This is a genomic window from Vibrio pectenicida, assembly GCA_024347015.1.
Lineage (GTDB): Bacteria > Pseudomonadota > Gammaproteobacteria > Enterobacterales > Vibrionaceae > Vibrio > Vibrio pectenicida.
Genome location: AP024890.1, coordinates 887513 through 903661, shown reverse-complemented (window position 1 = coordinate 903661; position 16149 = coordinate 887513). Strand labels below are relative to the sequence as shown.

Sequence of the window (16149 nt, the reverse complement as noted above, 5' to 3'; positions counted from 1 at the left end):
AATATCCAATCCTTATGGCCTAGCATCTAGTTTCAAATCATCAACATAGAGTGCCGCGCTTGTGTCTGCAGCGTTATCCCATTGGAAACCGTCTATTGTCCCGACAATCGTCCTCGCGTTATATAACCCTAACCATGACGCAGCAGGCACCATATGGAATACTTGCACCTTGTCATCTTGAACATTTCTTGAAATGAGGTTGAGATATCTATGCGTGCGTCCCTTAAATACTCGCAAGAACCTTAAGCATGGTGTTAGCTCATCACTGAGTTGGTGGTAAATCGGTAAACTCTTACTTTCAGCGAGAATCAAACGTGTAAATTTGGTGTTATCTCCAACAACCTCAAACTGAATGTAATCTCTGCTGTCATTTTGGGCGGTATCTGTACCACTATTGATTTTGATTTGTGGAGCACCGCTGACCATAGTCATATTGCCGCGCAAAGTTTTATTCGGGTCAACGTCATTTGGTACCAACTGAACTATCGAACCACTCACCAAACGAAAACCGTCGGCATCTCGATACACTTCGGCACCGTTTTCGCCCGCTTTCCAACCGTCACAGAAATACACACCCGCTGATAATACGCCGGCTGATTCATCCGCTTGATTAATTTTGCCGCGAGGGTTAATCAATAGGTTCTCACTGCTTGCATTGGCTAGGGCTTGCGCGTGGTTTACGTCCGTTTTCAGTTCCGCAATATCTTTGCTTTGCTGAGTCAGTAAGCTTGCTTGTTGATTGAGCTTGTTCAGTAGTGAGGTATCTTGCTGAGTTAGACTCAGTAAATCGTTAATCACCTGAGCATCTGTATCAGACAACGCCAGCAAGCGTTCGGCCAGTTGGTCAACGTCTGAAATCGTTGTTTTCGTGTTAAAAAATGGGTTATAGACGTGCATTATTTCACCCCCACAATCGATAGGCGAGCAGTTGATGCGCTGGTATTGACTGCATAAAGCTCACCTGTGTAGTCCAACGATAGGGAGCCTGTCGCGTGCTTGCTCCCCATCACCATAAGCCCGCGATTTGAGGCAATATTAAAATCACCAATACGCAAACTCGTTACCTTGTCACTAATGACTTGGATCGACACTTGACGAAAACCGCTATTGCAGATTTTTACCTTCGCATTGGGCGCAATTTCAACATCTGGCTTAGTGGTCATGGCGTCAGGTGAAAGCGGTTCGACTTTCAGCCCATCGCCAACATGCACCGTTGCGGAAAATTCAATTGGTTCAATGATGCGCTGAACCACTAGGCCACTGGTTGAAGCGGGTCTCACCTCAAGGTCTGAAATTTGATAATCAAAGGTCACGGTCTGTGGCACTTTGTGCTCTAAAAACATCTTATCGAACTCAGACACATTGATCCGGTCGCCCGATTCCAGCCGCTGCGGTCTCAGGTTGTCAGCACTGATAAATACAGGGGCACTGGTCGAGCGCACAATCAAATATTTGCCTTTGCCACCAACGGAAATTGGCGTCTGTGTCCCTGGTTGTAATTCCATTATTTCTTACTCCATGCTAACGCCACCATACCCACAGCAAGCGCACCCGACACACCCAGTGCAATTTTCGTCATTTGCGGGGCCGTGCCTGTTTGCTCATGAGTTTTCGCCTTTTCTGCCACTTTTAGCGCCGTGCGTGTGTTTTCACTGCTTTGCGCGGCCAGCACTTTCATTGCATCAATGGCTTCTGAGTTAGTTTTTGATACGGCATTCAATGACTTCTCGCCAAAGTCAAAGGACTTATCAATGACCCGCTCATTGCTTTTTATCGCTTCTGAGCTGAGATTACCCGCTTGCTTCATGGCTTCCGTATTGCTTGCCATTGCCGCCTTAGCCATATTCTCGGCTGCTTTCATAGCGCCGTGGTCAGTCATGGTGACACTGCCAATGTTGCCATTAACACCTGAAATCATTACACCAAGGTTGTCACCGCTAACCGCGCTTGTGCCGTTGGTGTTGGTGGTTTGCGTGGTGTTTTTACTTGAACTTGAACCGCCGCCGCCCATTAGCACCCCCCCAAATTCAAAGACAACACAGCATCACGTTCTGACTGGCCCGTTAACACGAACCCAAACCCTTTAAGAATTCGAGTCATGCCCGTGCGCACCGTGTGATATTTGATAGCGCGATAACCTTGAGATTTAACTGCATCAATGATCGCGGGCGCACCTTGTTGTAAGCCTTTGCCCGTCATCGCTAAAATCAAATAGTCATTGTCACTGGTGACGTAACCGACAAACCGCAATGATACGCCTTGCTTGCGGCTAACTAGGTGATACAAGCTCGCTCGTTTATCGATGACCGCATCACAGCAAAACTCAAACTCAGCCTTAGCGTTATCCACTCCATTAAACGCACGTTTAATCAGCTTAAATTGCGCCGATAGGTCAGGGCGGTTAGGGCGAATCAAATTGAATTTCATTTTCTTTTCACCGCCCATATCACCGCACCAATCCCAAGTAAAATAAGCGGGGCATTGCTCGCTAAGCTTTGCCAAGCACTGCCACCAAAGTTGATCGCACCGTTTCGGATACCGCCAATCGAGTTTCTCGCGTCGGCTTGGCTAGGACCCGCAGCACCACCTCCCGCACTGATAGGCATCGAACCGCTATTAGTTAGCCCATTCGGTATCATTTGCCCCCCTTAATTACCTTGTAGGCGATATAACCGCCGCCCCCAAGAGCGGCTAACTTAATCACTTTCGTTGCAGCCGATCCCGCAAAGAATCCGCCCCCAAACCCCGCCCCGCCAGCGGCAAGAGCAACCCATATTAATGGCATCGTCTCTCCCTATTTTTTGGCCAACACGACAAGCAAACCCACACCCAATAACGCCGCGAATCCAATACCCGCATAGAGAAGTGTTTTATCTTCTTTCTGCGATACAGGTGTCACCTTATTGCCGTGGTTGTCAGCTTGTTTGACTGTCTGCGCCGTGGTGCCTGAATTCACAGTTTGTTGCTCTGAGGTCGTGGCGGTTTTAACGAGGCTGTCAAACCCTTCACCAACACTATCAAGCGCACCAGAACCAAAGTCGCTCAAGTCATCCCATAAAGACATAACGCCCCCTTATTGAATGAGATCAGGACGCACCACTTTGACCGACTCAACCAAGATTGGGATCGTACCAACCGCTGAATCTGTTTTTACAGTGAGCTTGAGTTCATTACTGTGGTAGGTGGGGAACAGTTCATCTAGATAATAACCGCGCATGATAGGGTCAAAATGAAACACGCCCGCTTGCCAAAAACGGCGATTACGTTTTGCACGCATGGTTTCCACCGCTCGCGTTGAGTCGTAAAGCTTTACATAGTCTTTGTGAATTTCCAGCCCGTTAATTTCAGCGCTCAAAAAGTGCATGCGGCGAACGTGCACCAACGGACCACTTTTTAGATCTAGAAACTCGTTTTCCGTTGAACCCGCTTGCATGGTCTGCTTTTGGATCATGGGAACAACGATTCTTGCAGGTTGCGCAGGGGAGACCGTCGCATGACCTTTCAATTGTACATCCGGCGAATCGTCAGCGGGTTTATCCACGATTTCGACTTCTAACGTGATGTTATCGCCTGTCTCTGTCACAAGGGCTGTATAGCGCATACCGTTTTTGGTTTTGGCCGTAATGTCAGCCAATGGGATATGATAGAAACCTTCAATAGACGGCATACCTTTGTACGCTTCTAGAGATTTCATAAGCTGACCATCTAGCGTGATAATTTCATCAGCATTGAGCGTGATAGAGACACGCTTGATTTGCTCAGGTGTTAGGTTCGTTTCCAGAAAGATTTCTTCATAGACTGGCCCCGTCGATAGGGTCACGATTGCTTTCTCACCCCATTTAATACCCGTAAAGGAATTGATTTTCATTACTGAATTCATGTCACAACCCCTTAACCGATTGTGTCTTCAACGGCATCAACGTTGTTTGATGCCCAAACCACGCCAGCCGCGACCAGTGCCGCAATGCCCGCAATAATGCCGATGTTCTTAGCATCTAATTTCATTGTTTGCTCCAAATAAAAAACCGCCCAACATTGGACGGCTTTCACTTAAGCAAGATATTCACAATCGATACCTAATAGTTATTGTGAATGGGTTGGCAATAAGTTTGATTTGGTTCACATATTACCAGCGAATCACCCCCTTTTTGAATTGCTTACCGTCTTGCAGCAAGTACTCAAGCGGGTTGAGTTGGTCTATTTCATCCGCGGGTATTCCGGTCATTTTTTCCAAATATTGAGCACTGGCTTTGGTCTTTTGCATCATCACACACGCATGCTGACAGTTATCAATGATGGTCTTTGATACCTCTTGGCCACGTTGAAATAGATTAATGGTATGTAAGTTAAACTTACGCCCTAAGCGCAATATCTTGCCGTGGTAACCTGTCGCCTTGCCCGCATTGTCGCTGTGCTCTGCCACTTCCTCACAGATAACTTTGAGCTCTTTTACGTGCTTACCGTTGCCCATCGCCCACACAACCTGACAGTACTTATCAAAGTCCTTGGTTGTGGTTTCAACAGTGGGCTGATAGGCAATTTTAAAGCCTTGCTTAGTCTTACGACCTGCAATCAATGCGGCAGCAAATTCTTTAATGTCGCTGTAGCCACGCACCACACGCCCCGCAAGCTTTCCGGTATAGTCGCCCATTGGGTCAAAAATGGCGACTTGGTCAGTCGCCTTGATAAAGAGTTTCTTAGCAGCGGACGTTTTGCCGCTGCCACTCATCCCAACCGCAAACACATGACCATTTTTAAGGGCATTATTCGGGTTGATGGGCTGCATTGATTGCCTCTCCTATGGGCACAATGGCATTAGCATGACATTGCAGCATTACGCCCTTAGAAATAAGCGCTGTTGCCTCTTGCTCAGTTATTGGTTCTCCACCTAGCCATGGTAGAAAGTCTGCTTTGTCACTATCATGAATCAACAACAGTATTTCAACTTCTAGAACCTTGCAGTGGTAATGGTAAAATGACGCGTTATTCTTGAGTAATAGCATGGCTTTGCTCCTCTTCATTGTCAGCTTTCTCAATCTCTTTGGCTTTATCAAAAGCTTTAAGGGCTTTGATTTGCTGATATGAGCTAAAACCAAGTGCACCCGTTGCACCAATCAAAGCAATTTCCTCTTTGTATTCGGCCAGCCAAGGCGGCAATTCACCGTTGTATTTCACAAAAAGAGGGGCGGCCGCTTGCGCGACACCTTCCGCGCCGTCAGGGTCAAACTCAAACGACTTATGCCCAAACATTTTAAGCCCTTGCTCAACCACACCCAGCACCACACTAGCGGTTTGTTTACCCACTTCAAGTGCTGCCGCTTGTTTGGGGTCTTTGCGTTTAATGACGCTTTCTGGATCGAAGTCGTCGCCGTTAAGCTCTGCCAATAATGCTTTTTCGTCTAGCTCACTGTGCTGCTCTAACTGCTCGATATCTTCTACATTTATTTGATTGATTTCTGGTACTTGTTCGTCCATTACGCCACCGCCTTTAATACTTTAATCATGCCACCTAATACAAACCCTGTTACCGCCCCAATGCCCATACATGCAGCCGTTCCCATTGGCTTTGATTCACTATCCGGTTGTGGTTGATTCACAACGGGCTTTGGGTCTGATTGTGGTTCCGGTTTTGGATCGTTTAGCTTGGGTTTACCGTTTTTGATGGTTTTAATCTCAAGCTCAATATCCGCCAAAGGCTTAAAGCTTTTCATTTCTAGCTGTGCTGGCTTGCCTGTGCGATTATCTGGACCACATTCACAACGGCCATACACATATTCTTTGCGCTTGCCTGAGCCTTGAATGATGGCTTTGGGGGTCATACAAGTGCGGCAAGTGATATAACCTAAGATTTCCTTTTCCATTATCCGCGCTCCTTTTCCAGTGCATTGAGACGACGATTAAACGCCTTAAATAGCCAAACCGTTTTAGTCAACCAAGGCTTAACAAAGCCAAACCCCATAGGCGGCTTATAGGCTTGTGATTCGGTATCCATTTCATTGAGTAATCGTGTGGTTTCGCTTTGTAGTGTTTTCTGCTCCATACGATCACCACTCAATCATGACAGAGAACAGGCCGACAAAAGCCCAAGCGTAAACGATGACGTCAAGCTTCTGCTTTTCTGTTTTAGGCGGCCGTGGGCTGTTGTTAGCCCAACAGCCCAAGAAAAACATAATGGCGAGGAGTAGGAGATAGACCCCTTTAGACATATAGGGAGAGAGTAAATCAATGAACTCTATCGGTATGGATAGATAGAGACCGATACTCAATAGGGATAGGAGAATGACAATAAATATTTTATGTTGATATGACATATAGCTCGTTACCTTAACTGACGTTAAAAGAAACAAGCCGAAGAAATTTACGAATCCGGTAGCAATTATACCCACCTCATAACAATAAGGCACTGGTTTTATATAAATCTTGAATCTTGTAACACTAATCAAAAGAGTTGGAGAATCGATGACTTAGCGAGTATTGATTGCCAAGTTGACAAAGTGTACTATGTACACCTAACATAATGAAGTAAGGGGCCAGTATAGTGAGTTATGCCATCGAGTTTGTGGAAACCTCGATTTTTACCAGACAGATTAAGGCACTTGCAACAGACGATGAACTAAAAGATTTACAAGCGGAACTTATCGCCCAACCTGAAAAAGGGGACATCATCCAAGGTACGGGTGGGCTTAGAAAAGTTCGTATGGCCGTAGGCAATAAAGGGAAAAGCGGTAGTGTACGTGTGCTGTATGTTCTCGCTCACGCCGATAAAATATTTCTAGTTCTCGCTTACTCAAAATCTGATAAAGACAGCTTAACCAAAGAAGAGAAATCCAAGTTAAAAAGTCTAGTTCAGTCACTAAAAGGAGAGGAAAAATGAGCATTTTTAATGAGCTTCAAGCTTCCCTTGAAGAAGCCGTAGACATTCAACATGGCTGTAAAAAACCCTCGAAGGTAACACGCTATGAAGTGGCAGACGTTAAAGCAATCCGTGAAGAAGTATTAAAAATAACTCAAGCGGAACTAGCTGCAACAATGGATGTTAGCATTGACACAATCAAGAGTTGGGAGAGCAAACGGCGCAATCCTTCTGGGCTGGCCGCTAAGGTATTGGCAACGATTCAAGATGATCCCAAAGTTTACGACGCACTGGCCGAACATTGATGTTTCATAGGCTGCTTAGCAGACTGTATTCTTTAGGTCTGATGGTCCTAATTTTACGCCTTGATTCGTTAACAAAAAAGCGTTCTGAGGATAAGCTTCAAGCACTTTGAAGCAATCCTTTTCAATGGCGTTCAATATATCATCTATTCCATTATCAGCTAGGTACTCATAAGAAATATGAAGAATTGAGGTGCCATTGACAATGAAAGCCCATGTCTTGCGATTACTACAATCTATAGACTCAATATTCGTCCCAAACTTTTTACTAAAACAGTTCCTGATTTTCTCAACTTTGCTTTCTATATCCATATTTGTACCTTGCCATATCTGAAGTTAGTTTAGGTTTACGCATTCATGATAGCCGATAACACCGCCATTTGTTCTGACGCATCCATTGCGGCAAAGTTTTTCGCCCATCGGGCGGCCTTACGTTTGATCCTCTGCCTATCCGTGAAGTTCTTTCCAGCATAGGCAGCCCAATGTTTAGAATCCGCTTCATAGTTCATCCAGAGCTTTTCTGTTCGCACACCGCCGCGAGTCATCACTCGGAATGTGTGCGTTCGCCAGCCACTTAACGTCTCATCATAAAGCTTAGATGGGTAGCCTGAAATCATGATGTGAACACCTTGCTGGGTCAGTCGTTGATAGAGGGCCAGCATTTGAAGATGATCGCCGCGGGTGTAATCCTTACGATATCGGTTGTTAGACGTGCGAGTTTCCTCCAAATAGGGCGGGTCCGCATAAATAAACGTTGTTTCTGGGTCGTCAAACGTGAACGTGTCAAGGAACGCCACGGAATCCACATTGTAGATATCAATGTTGCGCTCCGGCTTGAAGTCCGCGAGTGTCGCCGGATCTAACTCCAACCCCACAGAATGTAATGCAGGCGGCTTTCGATTGAATATCACCCCTGTACCAAGATACGCTTCAATATAGGTGTTGTGTGCTGGCATATTCGCAATAATCGCCTGATAAGCACCACTGGACGCTTTAGAGCCCAAATAACTCATAAGGTGTCATTCCTTTGATTGGTTTGCTGCAGCATAGTTGTTTTTATCTATGTTGGCCAGAGCAAATCATAGACGCTGATAACTATACTCGATACTCACAGCTGGCATAGACAGCCGTATCTATGGCTCCTGGATAACGTGCGTTTTTCACCAAGCTTAAAATCTCGTCCTTCACCTTGCTAGACCATCGCGAAGCGATAAACGAAGGTCATACTCACCGCGTGTATGATGTCAATCGACTGTGTTGGAGCGGTGCAGCTCTAAGGCTCCAGTCAGCTTGCTGACAAGAAGAGCCGCTTCATTCTCAACTGCCTTCAGGCAGTATTCTTTAAGATCTTTACTATCTCTAACCGAAGGCGTTCTAGTCGAAGACTAGGGGAAGTAAGGGTATGGAGTGAAACTATGGAGTCGACCTATAGAGTAAAGTATGGAGTAGTTCACGGGTTAAAAAGTGCACAGTTATGATTTTCAAGACAAAAATGAGGAGTTACGGATCGAAAACTGGTCACACTGAGGTATCACAGTGGTAAAAACAGGGATGATTATCGCGCTGTGTGGCTTATCCTGAGGCCAAAGTAACGCAGAAAACCCCAACTAAGGGGCATACAGATAAAGTGTCACTATATAGGGATAGGGGGCGGATTCGAACCGAACCCAAATGCAAAGTCTGGCTGAGAATTGGCCGCGGCTTTACGTTCTGCGGCCTCTTTACGTCGGCGACGTAGAAGTGTAATAGGGGTTAGGATATACTTAATCGGCATCTTCCATTCAGTCGATTGCTTTTTAAGTCGGCTCTTAGCCTTTTTTTGGACGTCTAAGAACTTATCCAAGATACCTAGGTCTTCAAAGTATTTCAGCTCAACACGCTTGATAGACGCAAGTCCACGCCATTTCTGGATGTTGTCTTTACCTGTGTAGCTTTCGCGGGGCTGCTTAGAGGATAGCCAACCACGTTTTTTAACCCATTTATGGCACTGCTTAATGCGCCAATCAGGAAGGCCTGTCATCTGTTCAAAGTGCTTCCAAGTATCCAGCAAAAAGCCTTGCTGAGTACGGATTCCCAGTTTGCGTGAAACTAAGCACATTTCATTGACAACAGCGGCCATAAACAGGCACGCATCTTTGACCATGCTTTCTTGAGTCGCTCGTCCGTTCTCTGTCAGGAACGCCACATTAGAACTAGGGTGCACCGCGGTACGGTACATGATTTTACGGTGGTACTGACAGAAGCCACGATGAGCACGACCTTTGCGGCTCTGGGCTTGTTCTGGGCTTTCTTGTGCGTCAGAGTAGCCGAGTAGGGGATCGAGTAGTTTGGTTAACGGACAGTTAACCACTTGTTGATATGAGGACTCGCAGCTTTGACAAACACTGCCTATTTCATCGGCCAATTCATCACAACCGGATATGGCACAAATATAATCTAGCTTGTTTGTATGCTGCTCGCGCTTCATCATGGACTAAGCGGCCTTGGTGTGTGCTTCTAGCTTATCTAGCTCGATATTCGCGCGTTCTAAGAACTCATCGTGTTGTGTTGTTTGTGAGATTTCCATTGCACGGTGCATGATATCGAGTGAGAGAGTTCTTACTTTTTCTTGTTGGTGTTTGGTCTGACGTGTAACTGACATAATCTTGATCCTATTTTGTTTTATCTGGTCAATACTTAGAAGCTGTTCAAATCCTTTTATCAGATAGCCCCCGTAGCGCTTCGAATCACTTTGGGGGCTGTAAAAGGATCGTAAAGTCTCCCGACTTGACTTGTTCAAATATCACCGGTCTTCACAAAATCCACTTCAACCTGAACGAAATAGATTAAATATCATTTAGATATTGCTGTAAATGGTCCGTTTACACCGTTCTTTGTCATATACTCCAATTTGGAGGTGAGAAACATGATAACTACCTTAGACTTATTGGAACGCTTATGTGTTGAGAAACAAGTACATAGCACACGAGAAGTCGCGAAATATCTTGGCATTAGCCATATGACCGTACAAAGCTGGAGAAATGGACGCTCTATGAGTGATGATCTGGCGTGCGAAGTGGCAGTAATTTTAGGATTGGACCCAGACCTAACATTGTTAGCTATCATTGCTGAACGCTCCAAAAATGAGCGTGTTGTAGAGGCAATTGAACGTGTGACAAGTATAAAAAAATCCGCGTGATTTTAGAGTAAAAAGTAAAGGTAACTGGTTGAATTTATTATTAAAGTTGCCTTTCTTTTTTGCCTTATTTAGTGCGCATTACGTGTATTATGTTAAATAATGTAGTTAACATTAAAGAGTGCAACTGCACTCTTGCTCTATTCTGGTTTTATAAGTGGTTTTAATAACGACATTCAACATAATCGTATTTACCATAAAATACCTAATAATCATTGGTTTAATCAAAGATTACCCAACAAATTATTAATTCATTAACCACCCGCTAATTTTACTGTGTAGCCTTTCTTTTCAAGATGCGCTTTAATTTTATCTCTGGCATCACCTTGTATTTCGATGTTGCCATCTTTGACTGAACCACCGCATCCACAAACTTTTTTTAACTCCGCGGCTAAAAGCTTGAGTGGCGCATCTTCTAAATCAAGCCCTGAGACTATGACAACGCCTTTCCCTTTGCGACCTTTTGTTTGGCGCTGTATACGCACTATACCGTCGCCTTTGGCGCGCTGTACTATATCAGATTCGGGCGCTATTCGACCGACTTCCGTAGAATAAACAAGACTCATAACTAACTATTTCTTCTGTTCTGCTTTTTGCTTAGCTACCAAGTATGCCTCTATATGCTTCTGCATGGCAAGTTTTCCACCTTTAATTAGCTTACCATTGAAAAAACAGTACCATTCATTAGGATCGCCGGTATCATTCTTGAGCGTATAACCATGAAAATTCTCTTGTACTGGACTTCCTCCCTCAGCTGGCTTCTTATTATTCAGTGAGCCAAACTCTTTAGGATCAATGATTGTCGCAGTATCACAAAACCAATCGATGCTTTTCTTCACCGCAGGCATACTTCCAGACAAAGTGTGGTTTTTGATCTGTACTTGCCATACATCGGTAGAATTTCCAGCAGTTTTGAGGGTAAATCCTCGATATGTTGCAGCAGCCATAGTATTTTTTCTTAGTTATCAGTTAATTTAATAATAATTGCATATTGCCCTTATTCAAGTTTATCGGCACAAAGTAAGTTTACTGAAGTCCATCCCATAAAAATAAATTCAAAACAAATCATCACACTACAATGATACTAACAACAAAGAGACAACGTAACTCATTCACTATAAACAAGAAAAAACAAAGACTTATTTGCTGGTATAACCCAGTAAATATTATACATAGAATGACCAAACATATTCACTACCGAAGAAGTGAAGCTTTAATACAATCTTCCAAAAAGTCAGCAAATTTTATACCGCTGTGTTCTAACATCTTGGGGAACATTGATATGGGAGTCATGCCGGGAAAAGTATTGATTTCATTAAGATAAACATTCCCATTAGCCGTCAGGAAGAAATCAATCCGAGATAAATGCCGCAGCTTCATTTGCTTGAACACTTTTCTCGATGAGTCATGGATCACCATACGTTGTTCGTCGGTTAAATCCTTAGCTTCTACATCTGTCAGTGATTGGCTTGCAGGGCTGTACTTTTCATCATATGAATAGAAAGCACCTTCTGGAGCCTTTATTTCTCCCGGTGGTGTAATATGCAGCTTGCCTTGATATTCAAAAGCGGCCACTTCAAGTTCCCGCGGCCTGACAGCCTCTTCCACCAATACCTGATCAGAATAGTCAAAAGCATTATTAATTGCAGTTTGAAGCTGCTCACTATCTTTCACTTTGTAACATCCCACAGATGAACCTTGACGGGCTGCTTTAACAAATACGGTCCCCCACTTATTATATGCAGTAAGGCTTGTTTCATAGGCTTGCTGATTGTTCTCAGATAAAAATATGTAAGGTGTATTAGGAATGGAAAGCGTGTCGTACCATAATTTTGAAGTAATTTTATTAAAGCAGTTTGTACTTGCTTCAGGCCCACAGCCAAAGTAAGGAACGCCGGCCAGTTCCAACATCGACTGGATATCGCCTGTTTCCCCCGGATAACCATGAATGCAAGGTACCACAAAATCCAGCTTGATCGACCCATTAACAAAATTCAATGTCCCTTGGTTGGTATCGAGATAGACCAACTCACTTTTACATAGCCACCCTTCCTGAGTAATTTCAACTCTGATCACATCGAAGTTGTCAATCGACTCAAGCTGAGCCTGAACGTAATCAGCAGAGACTAATGAAACGTCATGTTCCGCAGAACCACCACCACAAAGTAGTAAAATTGTTGTATTCGCCATTAGGGATTTTCCGTGAAATAACAGAGATAGTTAAGGCCGATAGTAATAAAAAATCAGCTAAGATTCATTGATTTGACTGAACTATGTCATTAATAACAATTTAAACGGTCAATTTATGCGCCTAAAAAAGGGGGCCCGGCCCCCTTATGACATAATTAGTTTAACTTGTTGAGCGTTGGATACTGAGAGGTTTTAATCGCATCAATACTTTTCACAAATGGTTTCATATCTTGAAACTCATTAGGAAGCTTGGCAATCGCCTTTTTGGCATCCATCCGTGTCGCATAATCACCGAAGAGAATCGTATACCACTTGGTACCATTAACTACTTTATAGTTTTCCCAAACTGGCTCTCCATTTTTTGGTAATTTGCGAGCAAACTGATCGACTTTAGTCTGGCTGCCCACAGCAACGACCTGAATGGTGAAGCCATAACGTGAGCTCATGGCTTTTTGCTTTGCTGTCGGAGGTATAAGAGCTACGGCAGGCTTTGCCTTATTGTGCATTTTGTTATTATTCTTATCAGCCATTGGCTTAACTGTCATAGCAGCTTCTTCCATCATGCCTTTGTCTGACATCAACGGTTCCTGCATCGCCGCTGTTTTAAATTCTTCGCGGTAACTTTCAGAGGAGACATCTGTGACATAGTCACTCGACACACACGCTGAGAGCACCAATGGTAAGCTAACTATTGCGATCTTTTTCATGAATTCTTCACATGCCTTTTGTAGAAGTTACTGTAAATCATGCCGTTAGATAGTAAGAGAATCAAGCCAACATTCGAATTATCTAGTCGTACATTGTGACATAATACACAAACTCGAATGCATGTCAGGTGATCCGAGTATAACTACACTCATTTCACTCTGATTTCGTCGGTTAGGTCCGTTAAACTAGTGACAAAAATTTTTGATGGATCCTGCCATGAACAATCTAAATGCCCTACTCAAACCTAATTCTATTGCGGTTGTAGGTGCTTCAACTAGACCCATGAGCGCAGGCAACATTGTCATGACCAATCTCCTTCAAGGGGGATTTGAAGGTGTCGTCATGCCTGTAACACCGCGATACAAATCAGTATCTGGTGTACTCGCTTATTGCGATATATCTTCCCTACCTATCACGCCTGATATCGCCATTTTATGTACCAATATCAACAGAAATGAAGCTTTACTCAAAGAACTGGCTCTCAAACAAGTAAAACATGTCATCATACTTTCTGCTGAATTGTTTCATGTGGGAGAAAATGGAGCAACCCCAATCGAGTGCTACCAAACTATCGCAAAACAACATGGGATGCGTCTACTCGGTCCTAATAGCATGGGGATCATCATGCCCTGGGGAAAGCTCAACGCTTCTTGTTCTCCGGTCAATGCTAAGCAAGGAAAAATAGCCTTTGTTTCCCAATCAGCTGCTTTGTGCACCACAATTTTAGATTGGGCGAATGACAAAGATATCGGCTTTTCTGCCATTATTTCTCTAGGTAATGCTCTCGATATTGGCTTTTCCGACTTACTCGATTACCTGAGTATGGACTCAAAAACCGAAGCAATACTCCTTTACGTAGACACAATAAAAGATGCAAGGCGTTTTATTTCAGCTGCTCGAGCAGCTTCAAGGAATCGTCGTATTTTGGTGCTCAAAGGAGGAAGAACACACGCAGGTCGTACCGCTGCGCAGGCTCATACAGGTGGGCTTGATAGCCTAGATATTATCTATGACTCTGCTATCCGTCGTTCGGGAATGCTCAGGGTAAATAACTCACATGAACTGTTTGCTGCGGTTGAAACGTTAACTCATTCAATTCCGTTACGTGGCGAAAGGCTTGCGATCATTTCTAACGGAGGTGGGCCGGCTATTATCGCAGTCGATACGCTGCTAATAAGAGGCGGTCAATTAGCTTCCTTACCGCAAAAGCTTATCAACCAACTAACTGACGTACTCCCTGCTAGCTGGAGCCATAATAATCCAATAGATTTAATTGGTGATGCAGGCTGTGAACGTTACATCAAAGCGGTAAATCTTCTCATGGATCACGACTGCGCAGATGCGATATTAATCATGCACAGCCCATCAGCAAGCGCTAGTAGCGAGCAAACAGCGAATGCTATTGTGGAAGCTCTCAGTCAACACCCTCGCCGAAAACACTTTAACATACTCACCAATTGGTCTGGAGAAACGACCGCCAAACCCGCTCGTCAGATCTTTACGCATTCAGGTATACCAACATATAGGACACCAGAAAGCGCAGTAATAGCATTCATGCACTTAGTGGAGTACCGGAGAAATCAAAAACAATTAATGGAAACCCCTACCACTGCTGAACCTATGCATGTACGTGAGCTCGCTGGTGCTAAAAAATGGATTGATAATAAGTTACAGGATAACGAAATTGTGAGTTTAGATACTCATCAGCTTGGCGCTTTCTTAAAATATTTCAACTTTAATGTGTTACCCACTTGGCTTGCTTCCGATGTCAGTGAAGCCGTCCATATTGCTGAGCAAATTGGTTACCCTGTAGCAGTCAAACTTCGTTCACCAGACATCACTCACAAGTCAGACATACAAGGGGTTATGCTCAATTTACGCAATCGACATGAGGTTGCGAGTGCAGCTGAAGCTATTTTAGATAGAGTACAACTGCATTACCCTGCAGCAAATATACACGGTCTGTTAGTCCAAGCCATGGCAAAGCTAGCGGGGGGAGAAGAAATACGCATTAAAGTTAAGTCAGATCATACATTTGGGCCTGTCATTCTTATCGGCCAAGGAGGATCAGAATGGGATGAATCGGTCGATGCTACCTGTGCGCTCCCACCTCTTAATATGACATTGGCGAGATACTTGATTATCCGCGCTATTAAAGAAGGTAAGATTCGGCCACAAAAGCTTCCAATCCCCATGGATATACCTCAACTTTCTGAGTTACTGGTCAGGATTTCTCAAATGATTGTTGATTGCCCCCAAGTCCATGAGCTGGATATCCATCCATTACTTGCAGCCGGTGGTCATTTTACCGTTCTAGACGCTGATCTGATCCTTAAACAATCTCAGGGTGATAGCCAAAAACGACTAGCAATAAGACCATACCCTGTTGAATATGAAGAAAAGATACAATTAAAAAGCGGGATTTCTATCATCATCCGCCCTATCCTGCCAGAAGATGAACCAGACCATGCAACCTTCGTCAGTAAAGTGTCTAAAGAGGACTTATACAACCGATTTTTTAGTGATGTCGGCAAGCTTAACCATGAAGCATTAGCAAACCTAACTCAAATTGATTACGACCGAGAAATGGCCTTCATCGCTATCTCCAACCTTGACGCTAAACCAGAGATTATTGGCGTATCACGTGCATTACTTAACCCAGAAAACACCGATGCAGAATTTGCCATATTAGTACGCTCTGATCTCAAAGGTCATGGGCTCGGAAAACTTCTGCTCAACAAGATTATTGATTATTGCCGTCAAAAAGGAACGATACAAATCTCTGGCGTCACCATACCCACCAATAGAGGCATGCTAACTCTGGCTCAAAAGTTAGGGTTTGAGTTGGATGTTCAATTTGAGGATGGTATAGCCGATATGGTGTTACCCCTTAACCAACCACAAACACCTTAATATGAATG

The 16149-nt window shown here is 44.1% G+C and carries 26 protein-coding genes; 4 read left to right on the top strand and 22 right to left on the bottom strand.

All coding sequences use genetic code 11. The annotated features are described in order from the left end of the window. Nucleotides 1-12: 12 nt before the first annotated feature. The 14 genes from OCV27_RS19030 to OCV27_RS18965 form a co-directional block, all read right to left on the bottom strand. The gene (locus OCV27_RS19030; protein ID WP_337969448.1) at nucleotides 13-897 is read right to left on the bottom strand and encodes a hypothetical protein; all 885 of its coding nucleotides are present in this window, start codon (nucleotides 895-897) and stop codon (nucleotides 13-15) included. Next, complete coding sequence (locus tag OCV27_RS19025; RefSeq protein ID WP_337969447.1) at nucleotides 897-1505, bottom strand: hypothetical protein; 609 nt, start codon at nucleotides 1503-1505, stop codon at nucleotides 897-899. Before OCV27_RS19025 ends, OCV27_RS19030 begins: the two co-directional genes overlap by 1 nt. Then, nucleotides 1505-2011: a hypothetical protein gene (locus tag OCV27_RS19020; RefSeq protein ID WP_337969032.1), complete on the bottom strand. Its 507-nt coding sequence runs from the start codon at nucleotides 2009-2011 to the stop codon at nucleotides 1505-1507. Before OCV27_RS19020 ends, OCV27_RS19025 begins: the two co-directional genes overlap by 1 nt. Beyond that, entirely contained in the window at nucleotides 2011-2427 is a 417-nt protein-coding gene (locus OCV27_RS19015) for a hypothetical protein (RefSeq protein ID WP_337969033.1), read from the bottom strand. The genes OCV27_RS19020 and OCV27_RS19015 overlap by 1 nt, the downstream gene beginning before the upstream one ends. Further along, on the bottom strand, nucleotides 2424-2639 hold the full coding sequence (locus OCV27_RS19010) for a hypothetical protein (protein ID WP_337969034.1): 216 nt from the start codon (nucleotides 2637-2639) through the stop codon (nucleotides 2424-2426). The genes OCV27_RS19015 and OCV27_RS19010 overlap by 4 nt, the downstream gene beginning before the upstream one ends. After that, nucleotides 2636-2785 carry a hypothetical protein gene (locus tag OCV27_RS19005; RefSeq protein ID WP_185759874.1) on the bottom strand — a complete coding sequence of 50 codons (150 nt, stop codon included), beginning with the start codon at nucleotides 2783-2785 and terminating at the stop codon, nucleotides 2636-2638. The genes OCV27_RS19010 and OCV27_RS19005 overlap by 4 nt, the downstream gene beginning before the upstream one ends. Before the next feature lie 9 nt (nucleotides 2786-2794). Beyond that, nucleotides 2795-3064, bottom strand: a complete 270-nt coding sequence (locus OCV27_RS19000; RefSeq protein WP_337969035.1) for a hypothetical protein — start codon at nucleotides 3062-3064, stop codon at nucleotides 2795-2797. A 9-nt stretch (nucleotides 3065-3073) separates the two neighbouring features. Then, on the bottom strand, nucleotides 3074-3880 hold the full coding sequence (locus OCV27_RS18995) for a major capsid protein P2 (RefSeq protein WP_125323489.1): 807 nt from the start codon (nucleotides 3878-3880) through the stop codon (nucleotides 3074-3076). 246 nt (nucleotides 3881-4126) lie between these two features. After that, entirely contained in the window at nucleotides 4127-4786 is a 660-nt protein-coding gene (locus OCV27_RS18990) for a P-loop NTPase family protein (RefSeq protein ID WP_125322420.1), read from the bottom strand. After that, nucleotides 4764-5003, bottom strand: a complete 240-nt coding sequence (locus OCV27_RS18985; protein WP_125322421.1) for a hypothetical protein — start codon at nucleotides 5001-5003, stop codon at nucleotides 4764-4766. The genes OCV27_RS18990 and OCV27_RS18985 overlap by 23 nt, the downstream gene beginning before the upstream one ends. Further along, a complete protein-coding gene (locus OCV27_RS18980; RefSeq protein ID WP_125322422.1) occupies nucleotides 4984-5475 on the bottom strand; it encodes a hypothetical protein in 492 nt (163 codons plus the stop codon). Before OCV27_RS18980 ends, OCV27_RS18985 begins: the two co-directional genes overlap by 20 nt. Further along, the gene (locus tag OCV27_RS18975; RefSeq protein WP_125322423.1) at nucleotides 5475-5861 is read right to left on the bottom strand and encodes a hypothetical protein; all 387 of its coding nucleotides are present in this window, start codon (nucleotides 5859-5861) and stop codon (nucleotides 5475-5477) included. The genes OCV27_RS18980 and OCV27_RS18975 overlap by 1 nt, the downstream gene beginning before the upstream one ends. Continuing rightward, nucleotides 5861-6040, bottom strand: a complete 180-nt coding sequence (locus OCV27_RS18970; RefSeq protein WP_125322424.1) for a hypothetical protein — start codon at nucleotides 6038-6040, stop codon at nucleotides 5861-5863. The genes OCV27_RS18975 and OCV27_RS18970 overlap by 1 nt, the downstream gene beginning before the upstream one ends. A gap of 4 nt (nucleotides 6041-6044) precedes the next feature. Beyond that, entirely contained in the window at nucleotides 6045-6311 is a 267-nt protein-coding gene (locus tag OCV27_RS18965) for a hypothetical protein (RefSeq protein ID WP_125322425.1), read from the bottom strand. 227 nt (nucleotides 6312-6538) lie between these two features. On the opposite strand from OCV27_RS18965, the gene OCV27_RS18960 reads away from it, so the two are divergent. Further along, nucleotides 6539-6874: a type II toxin-antitoxin system RelE/ParE family toxin gene (locus OCV27_RS18960; RefSeq protein ID WP_125322426.1), complete on the top strand. Its 336-nt coding sequence runs from the start codon at nucleotides 6539-6541 to the stop codon at nucleotides 6872-6874. Then, entirely contained in the window at nucleotides 6871-7158 is a 288-nt protein-coding gene (gene nadS / locus OCV27_RS18955) for a NadS family protein (protein WP_125322427.1), read from the top strand. The genes OCV27_RS18960 and nadS overlap by 4 nt, the downstream gene beginning before the upstream one ends. Before the next feature lie 15 nt (nucleotides 7159-7173). Here nadS and OCV27_RS18950 read toward each other — a convergent pair whose 3' ends face one another. From OCV27_RS18950 to OCV27_RS18935, 4 genes are all read right to left on the bottom strand, one after another. Beyond that, nucleotides 7174-7467, bottom strand: a complete 294-nt coding sequence (locus OCV27_RS18950) for a hypothetical protein (RefSeq protein WP_125322428.1) — start codon at nucleotides 7465-7467, stop codon at nucleotides 7174-7176. A gap of 35 nt (nucleotides 7468-7502) precedes the next feature. Continuing rightward, nucleotides 7503-8168, bottom strand: coding sequence for a DNA adenine methylase (locus tag OCV27_RS18945; protein ID WP_125322429.1), 666 nt, complete (start codon nucleotides 8166-8168; stop codon nucleotides 7503-7505). A gap of 620 nt (nucleotides 8169-8788) precedes the next feature. Further along, nucleotides 8789-9625 carry a hypothetical protein gene (locus OCV27_RS18940; protein WP_185759810.1) on the bottom strand — a complete coding sequence of 279 codons (837 nt, stop codon included), beginning with the start codon at nucleotides 9623-9625 and terminating at the stop codon, nucleotides 8789-8791. 3 nt (nucleotides 9626-9628) lie between these two features. Next, on the bottom strand, nucleotides 9629-9796 hold the full coding sequence (locus tag OCV27_RS18935; protein ID WP_185759811.1) for a hypothetical protein: 168 nt from the start codon (nucleotides 9794-9796) through the stop codon (nucleotides 9629-9631). Between the two features lie 264 nt (nucleotides 9797-10060). Here OCV27_RS18935 and OCV27_RS18930 point away from each other — a divergent pair, with 264 nt between their 5' ends. Beyond that, nucleotides 10061-10333 carry a hypothetical protein gene (locus OCV27_RS18930; RefSeq protein WP_125322430.1) on the top strand — a complete coding sequence of 91 codons (273 nt, stop codon included), beginning with the start codon at nucleotides 10061-10063 and terminating at the stop codon, nucleotides 10331-10333. Nucleotides 10334-10584: 251 nt separating this feature from the next. Here OCV27_RS18930 and yciH read toward each other — a convergent pair whose 3' ends face one another. The 4 genes from yciH to OCV27_RS18910 form a co-directional block, all read right to left on the bottom strand. Further along, a complete protein-coding gene (yciH, locus tag OCV27_RS18925) occupies nucleotides 10585-10896 on the bottom strand; it encodes a stress response translation initiation inhibitor YciH (protein ID WP_125322431.1) in 312 nt (103 codons plus the stop codon). Between the two features lie 6 nt (nucleotides 10897-10902). After that, a complete protein-coding gene (locus tag OCV27_RS18920; protein ID WP_125322432.1) occupies nucleotides 10903-11277 on the bottom strand; it encodes a DUF3319 domain-containing protein in 375 nt (124 codons plus the stop codon). 247 nt (nucleotides 11278-11524) lie between these two features. After that, nucleotides 11525-12520, bottom strand: a complete 996-nt coding sequence (locus tag OCV27_RS18915; RefSeq protein ID WP_125322433.1) for a D-alanine--D-alanine ligase — start codon at nucleotides 12518-12520, stop codon at nucleotides 11525-11527. Nucleotides 12521-12675: 155 nt separating this feature from the next. Then, the gene (locus OCV27_RS18910) at nucleotides 12676-13227 is read right to left on the bottom strand and encodes an SPOR domain-containing protein (protein WP_125322434.1); all 552 of its coding nucleotides are present in this window, start codon (nucleotides 13225-13227) and stop codon (nucleotides 12676-12678) included. 217 nt (nucleotides 13228-13444) lie between these two features. Between OCV27_RS18910 and OCV27_RS18905 the strand changes: the two genes are divergently transcribed. Continuing rightward, complete coding sequence (locus OCV27_RS18905) at nucleotides 13445-16141, top strand: bifunctional acetate--CoA ligase family protein/GNAT family N-acetyltransferase (RefSeq protein ID WP_125322435.1); 2697 nt, start codon at nucleotides 13445-13447, stop codon at nucleotides 16139-16141. Nucleotides 16142-16149 lie beyond the last annotated feature (8 nt).

Bases quoted from the DNA above. Each gene is read 5' to 3' on its own strand.
- OCV27_RS19030 (WP_337969448.1), bottom strand. From the start codon at position 897: ATGCACGTCTATAACCCATTTTTTAACACGAAAACAACGATTTCAGAC.
- OCV27_RS19025 (WP_337969447.1), bottom strand. From the start codon at position 1,505: ATGGAATTACAACCAGGGACACAGACGCCAATTTCCGTTGGTGGCAAA.
- OCV27_RS19020 (WP_337969032.1), bottom strand. From the start codon at position 2,011: ATGGGCGGCGGCGGTTCAAGTTCAAGTAAAAACACCACGCAAACCACC.
- OCV27_RS19015 (WP_337969033.1), bottom strand. From the start codon at position 2,427: ATGAAATTCAATTTGATTCGCCCTAACCGCCCTGACCTATCGGCGCAA.
- OCV27_RS19010 (WP_337969034.1), bottom strand. From the start codon at position 2,639: ATGATACCGAATGGGCTAACTAATAGCGGTTCGATGCCTATCAGTGCG.
- OCV27_RS19005 (WP_185759874.1), bottom strand. From the start codon at position 2,785: ATGCCATTAATATGGGTTGCTCTTGCCGCTGGCGGGGCGGGGTTTGGG.
- OCV27_RS19000 (WP_337969035.1), bottom strand. From the start codon at position 3,064: ATGTCTTTATGGGATGACTTGAGCGACTTTGGTTCTGGTGCGCTTGAT.
- OCV27_RS18995 (WP_125323489.1), bottom strand. From the start codon at position 3,880: ATGAATTCAGTAATGAAAATCAATTCCTTTACGGGTATTAAATGGGGT.
- OCV27_RS18990 (WP_125322420.1), bottom strand. From the start codon at position 4,786: ATGCAGCCCATCAACCCGAATAATGCCCTTAAAAATGGTCATGTGTTT.
- OCV27_RS18985 (WP_125322421.1), bottom strand. From the start codon at position 5,003: ATGCTATTACTCAAGAATAACGCGTCATTTTACCATTACCACTGCAAG.
- OCV27_RS18980 (WP_125322422.1), bottom strand. From the start codon at position 5,475: ATGGACGAACAAGTACCAGAAATCAATCAAATAAATGTAGAAGATATC.
- OCV27_RS18975 (WP_125322423.1), bottom strand. From the start codon at position 5,861: ATGGAAAAGGAAATCTTAGGTTATATCACTTGCCGCACTTGTATGACC.
- OCV27_RS18970 (WP_125322424.1), bottom strand. From the start codon at position 6,040: ATGGAGCAGAAAACACTACAAAGCGAAACCACACGATTACTCAATGAA.
- OCV27_RS18965 (WP_125322425.1), bottom strand. From the start codon at position 6,311: ATGTCATATCAACATAAAATATTTATTGTCATTCTCCTATCCCTATTG.
- nadS (WP_125322427.1), top strand. From the start codon at position 6,871: ATGAGCATTTTTAATGAGCTTCAAGCTTCCCTTGAAGAAGCCGTAGAC.
- OCV27_RS18950 (WP_125322428.1), bottom strand. From the start codon at position 7,467: ATGGATATAGAAAGCAAAGTTGAGAAAATCAGGAACTGTTTTAGTAAA.
- OCV27_RS18945 (WP_125322429.1), bottom strand. From the start codon at position 8,168: ATGAGTTATTTGGGCTCTAAAGCGTCCAGTGGTGCTTATCAGGCGATT.
- OCV27_RS18940 (WP_185759810.1), bottom strand. From the start codon at position 9,625: ATGATGAAGCGCGAGCAGCATACAAACAAGCTAGATTATATTTGTGCC.
- OCV27_RS18935 (WP_185759811.1), bottom strand. From the start codon at position 9,796: ATGTCAGTTACACGTCAGACCAAACACCAACAAGAAAAAGTAAGAACT.
- OCV27_RS18930 (WP_125322430.1), top strand. From the start codon at position 10,061: ATGATAACTACCTTAGACTTATTGGAACGCTTATGTGTTGAGAAACAA.
- yciH (WP_125322431.1), bottom strand. From the start codon at position 10,896: ATGAGTCTTGTTTATTCTACGGAAGTCGGTCGAATAGCGCCCGAATCT.
- OCV27_RS18920 (WP_125322432.1), bottom strand. From the start codon at position 11,277: ATGGCTGCTGCAACATATCGAGGATTTACCCTCAAAACTGCTGGAAAT.
- OCV27_RS18915 (WP_125322433.1), bottom strand. From the start codon at position 12,520: ATGGCGAATACAACAATTTTACTACTTTGTGGTGGTGGTTCTGCGGAA.
- OCV27_RS18910 (WP_125322434.1), bottom strand. From the start codon at position 13,227: ATGAAAAAGATCGCAATAGTTAGCTTACCATTGGTGCTCTCAGCGTGT.
- OCV27_RS18905 (WP_125322435.1), top strand. From the start codon at position 13,445: ATGAACAATCTAAATGCCCTACTCAAACCTAATTCTATTGCGGTTGTA.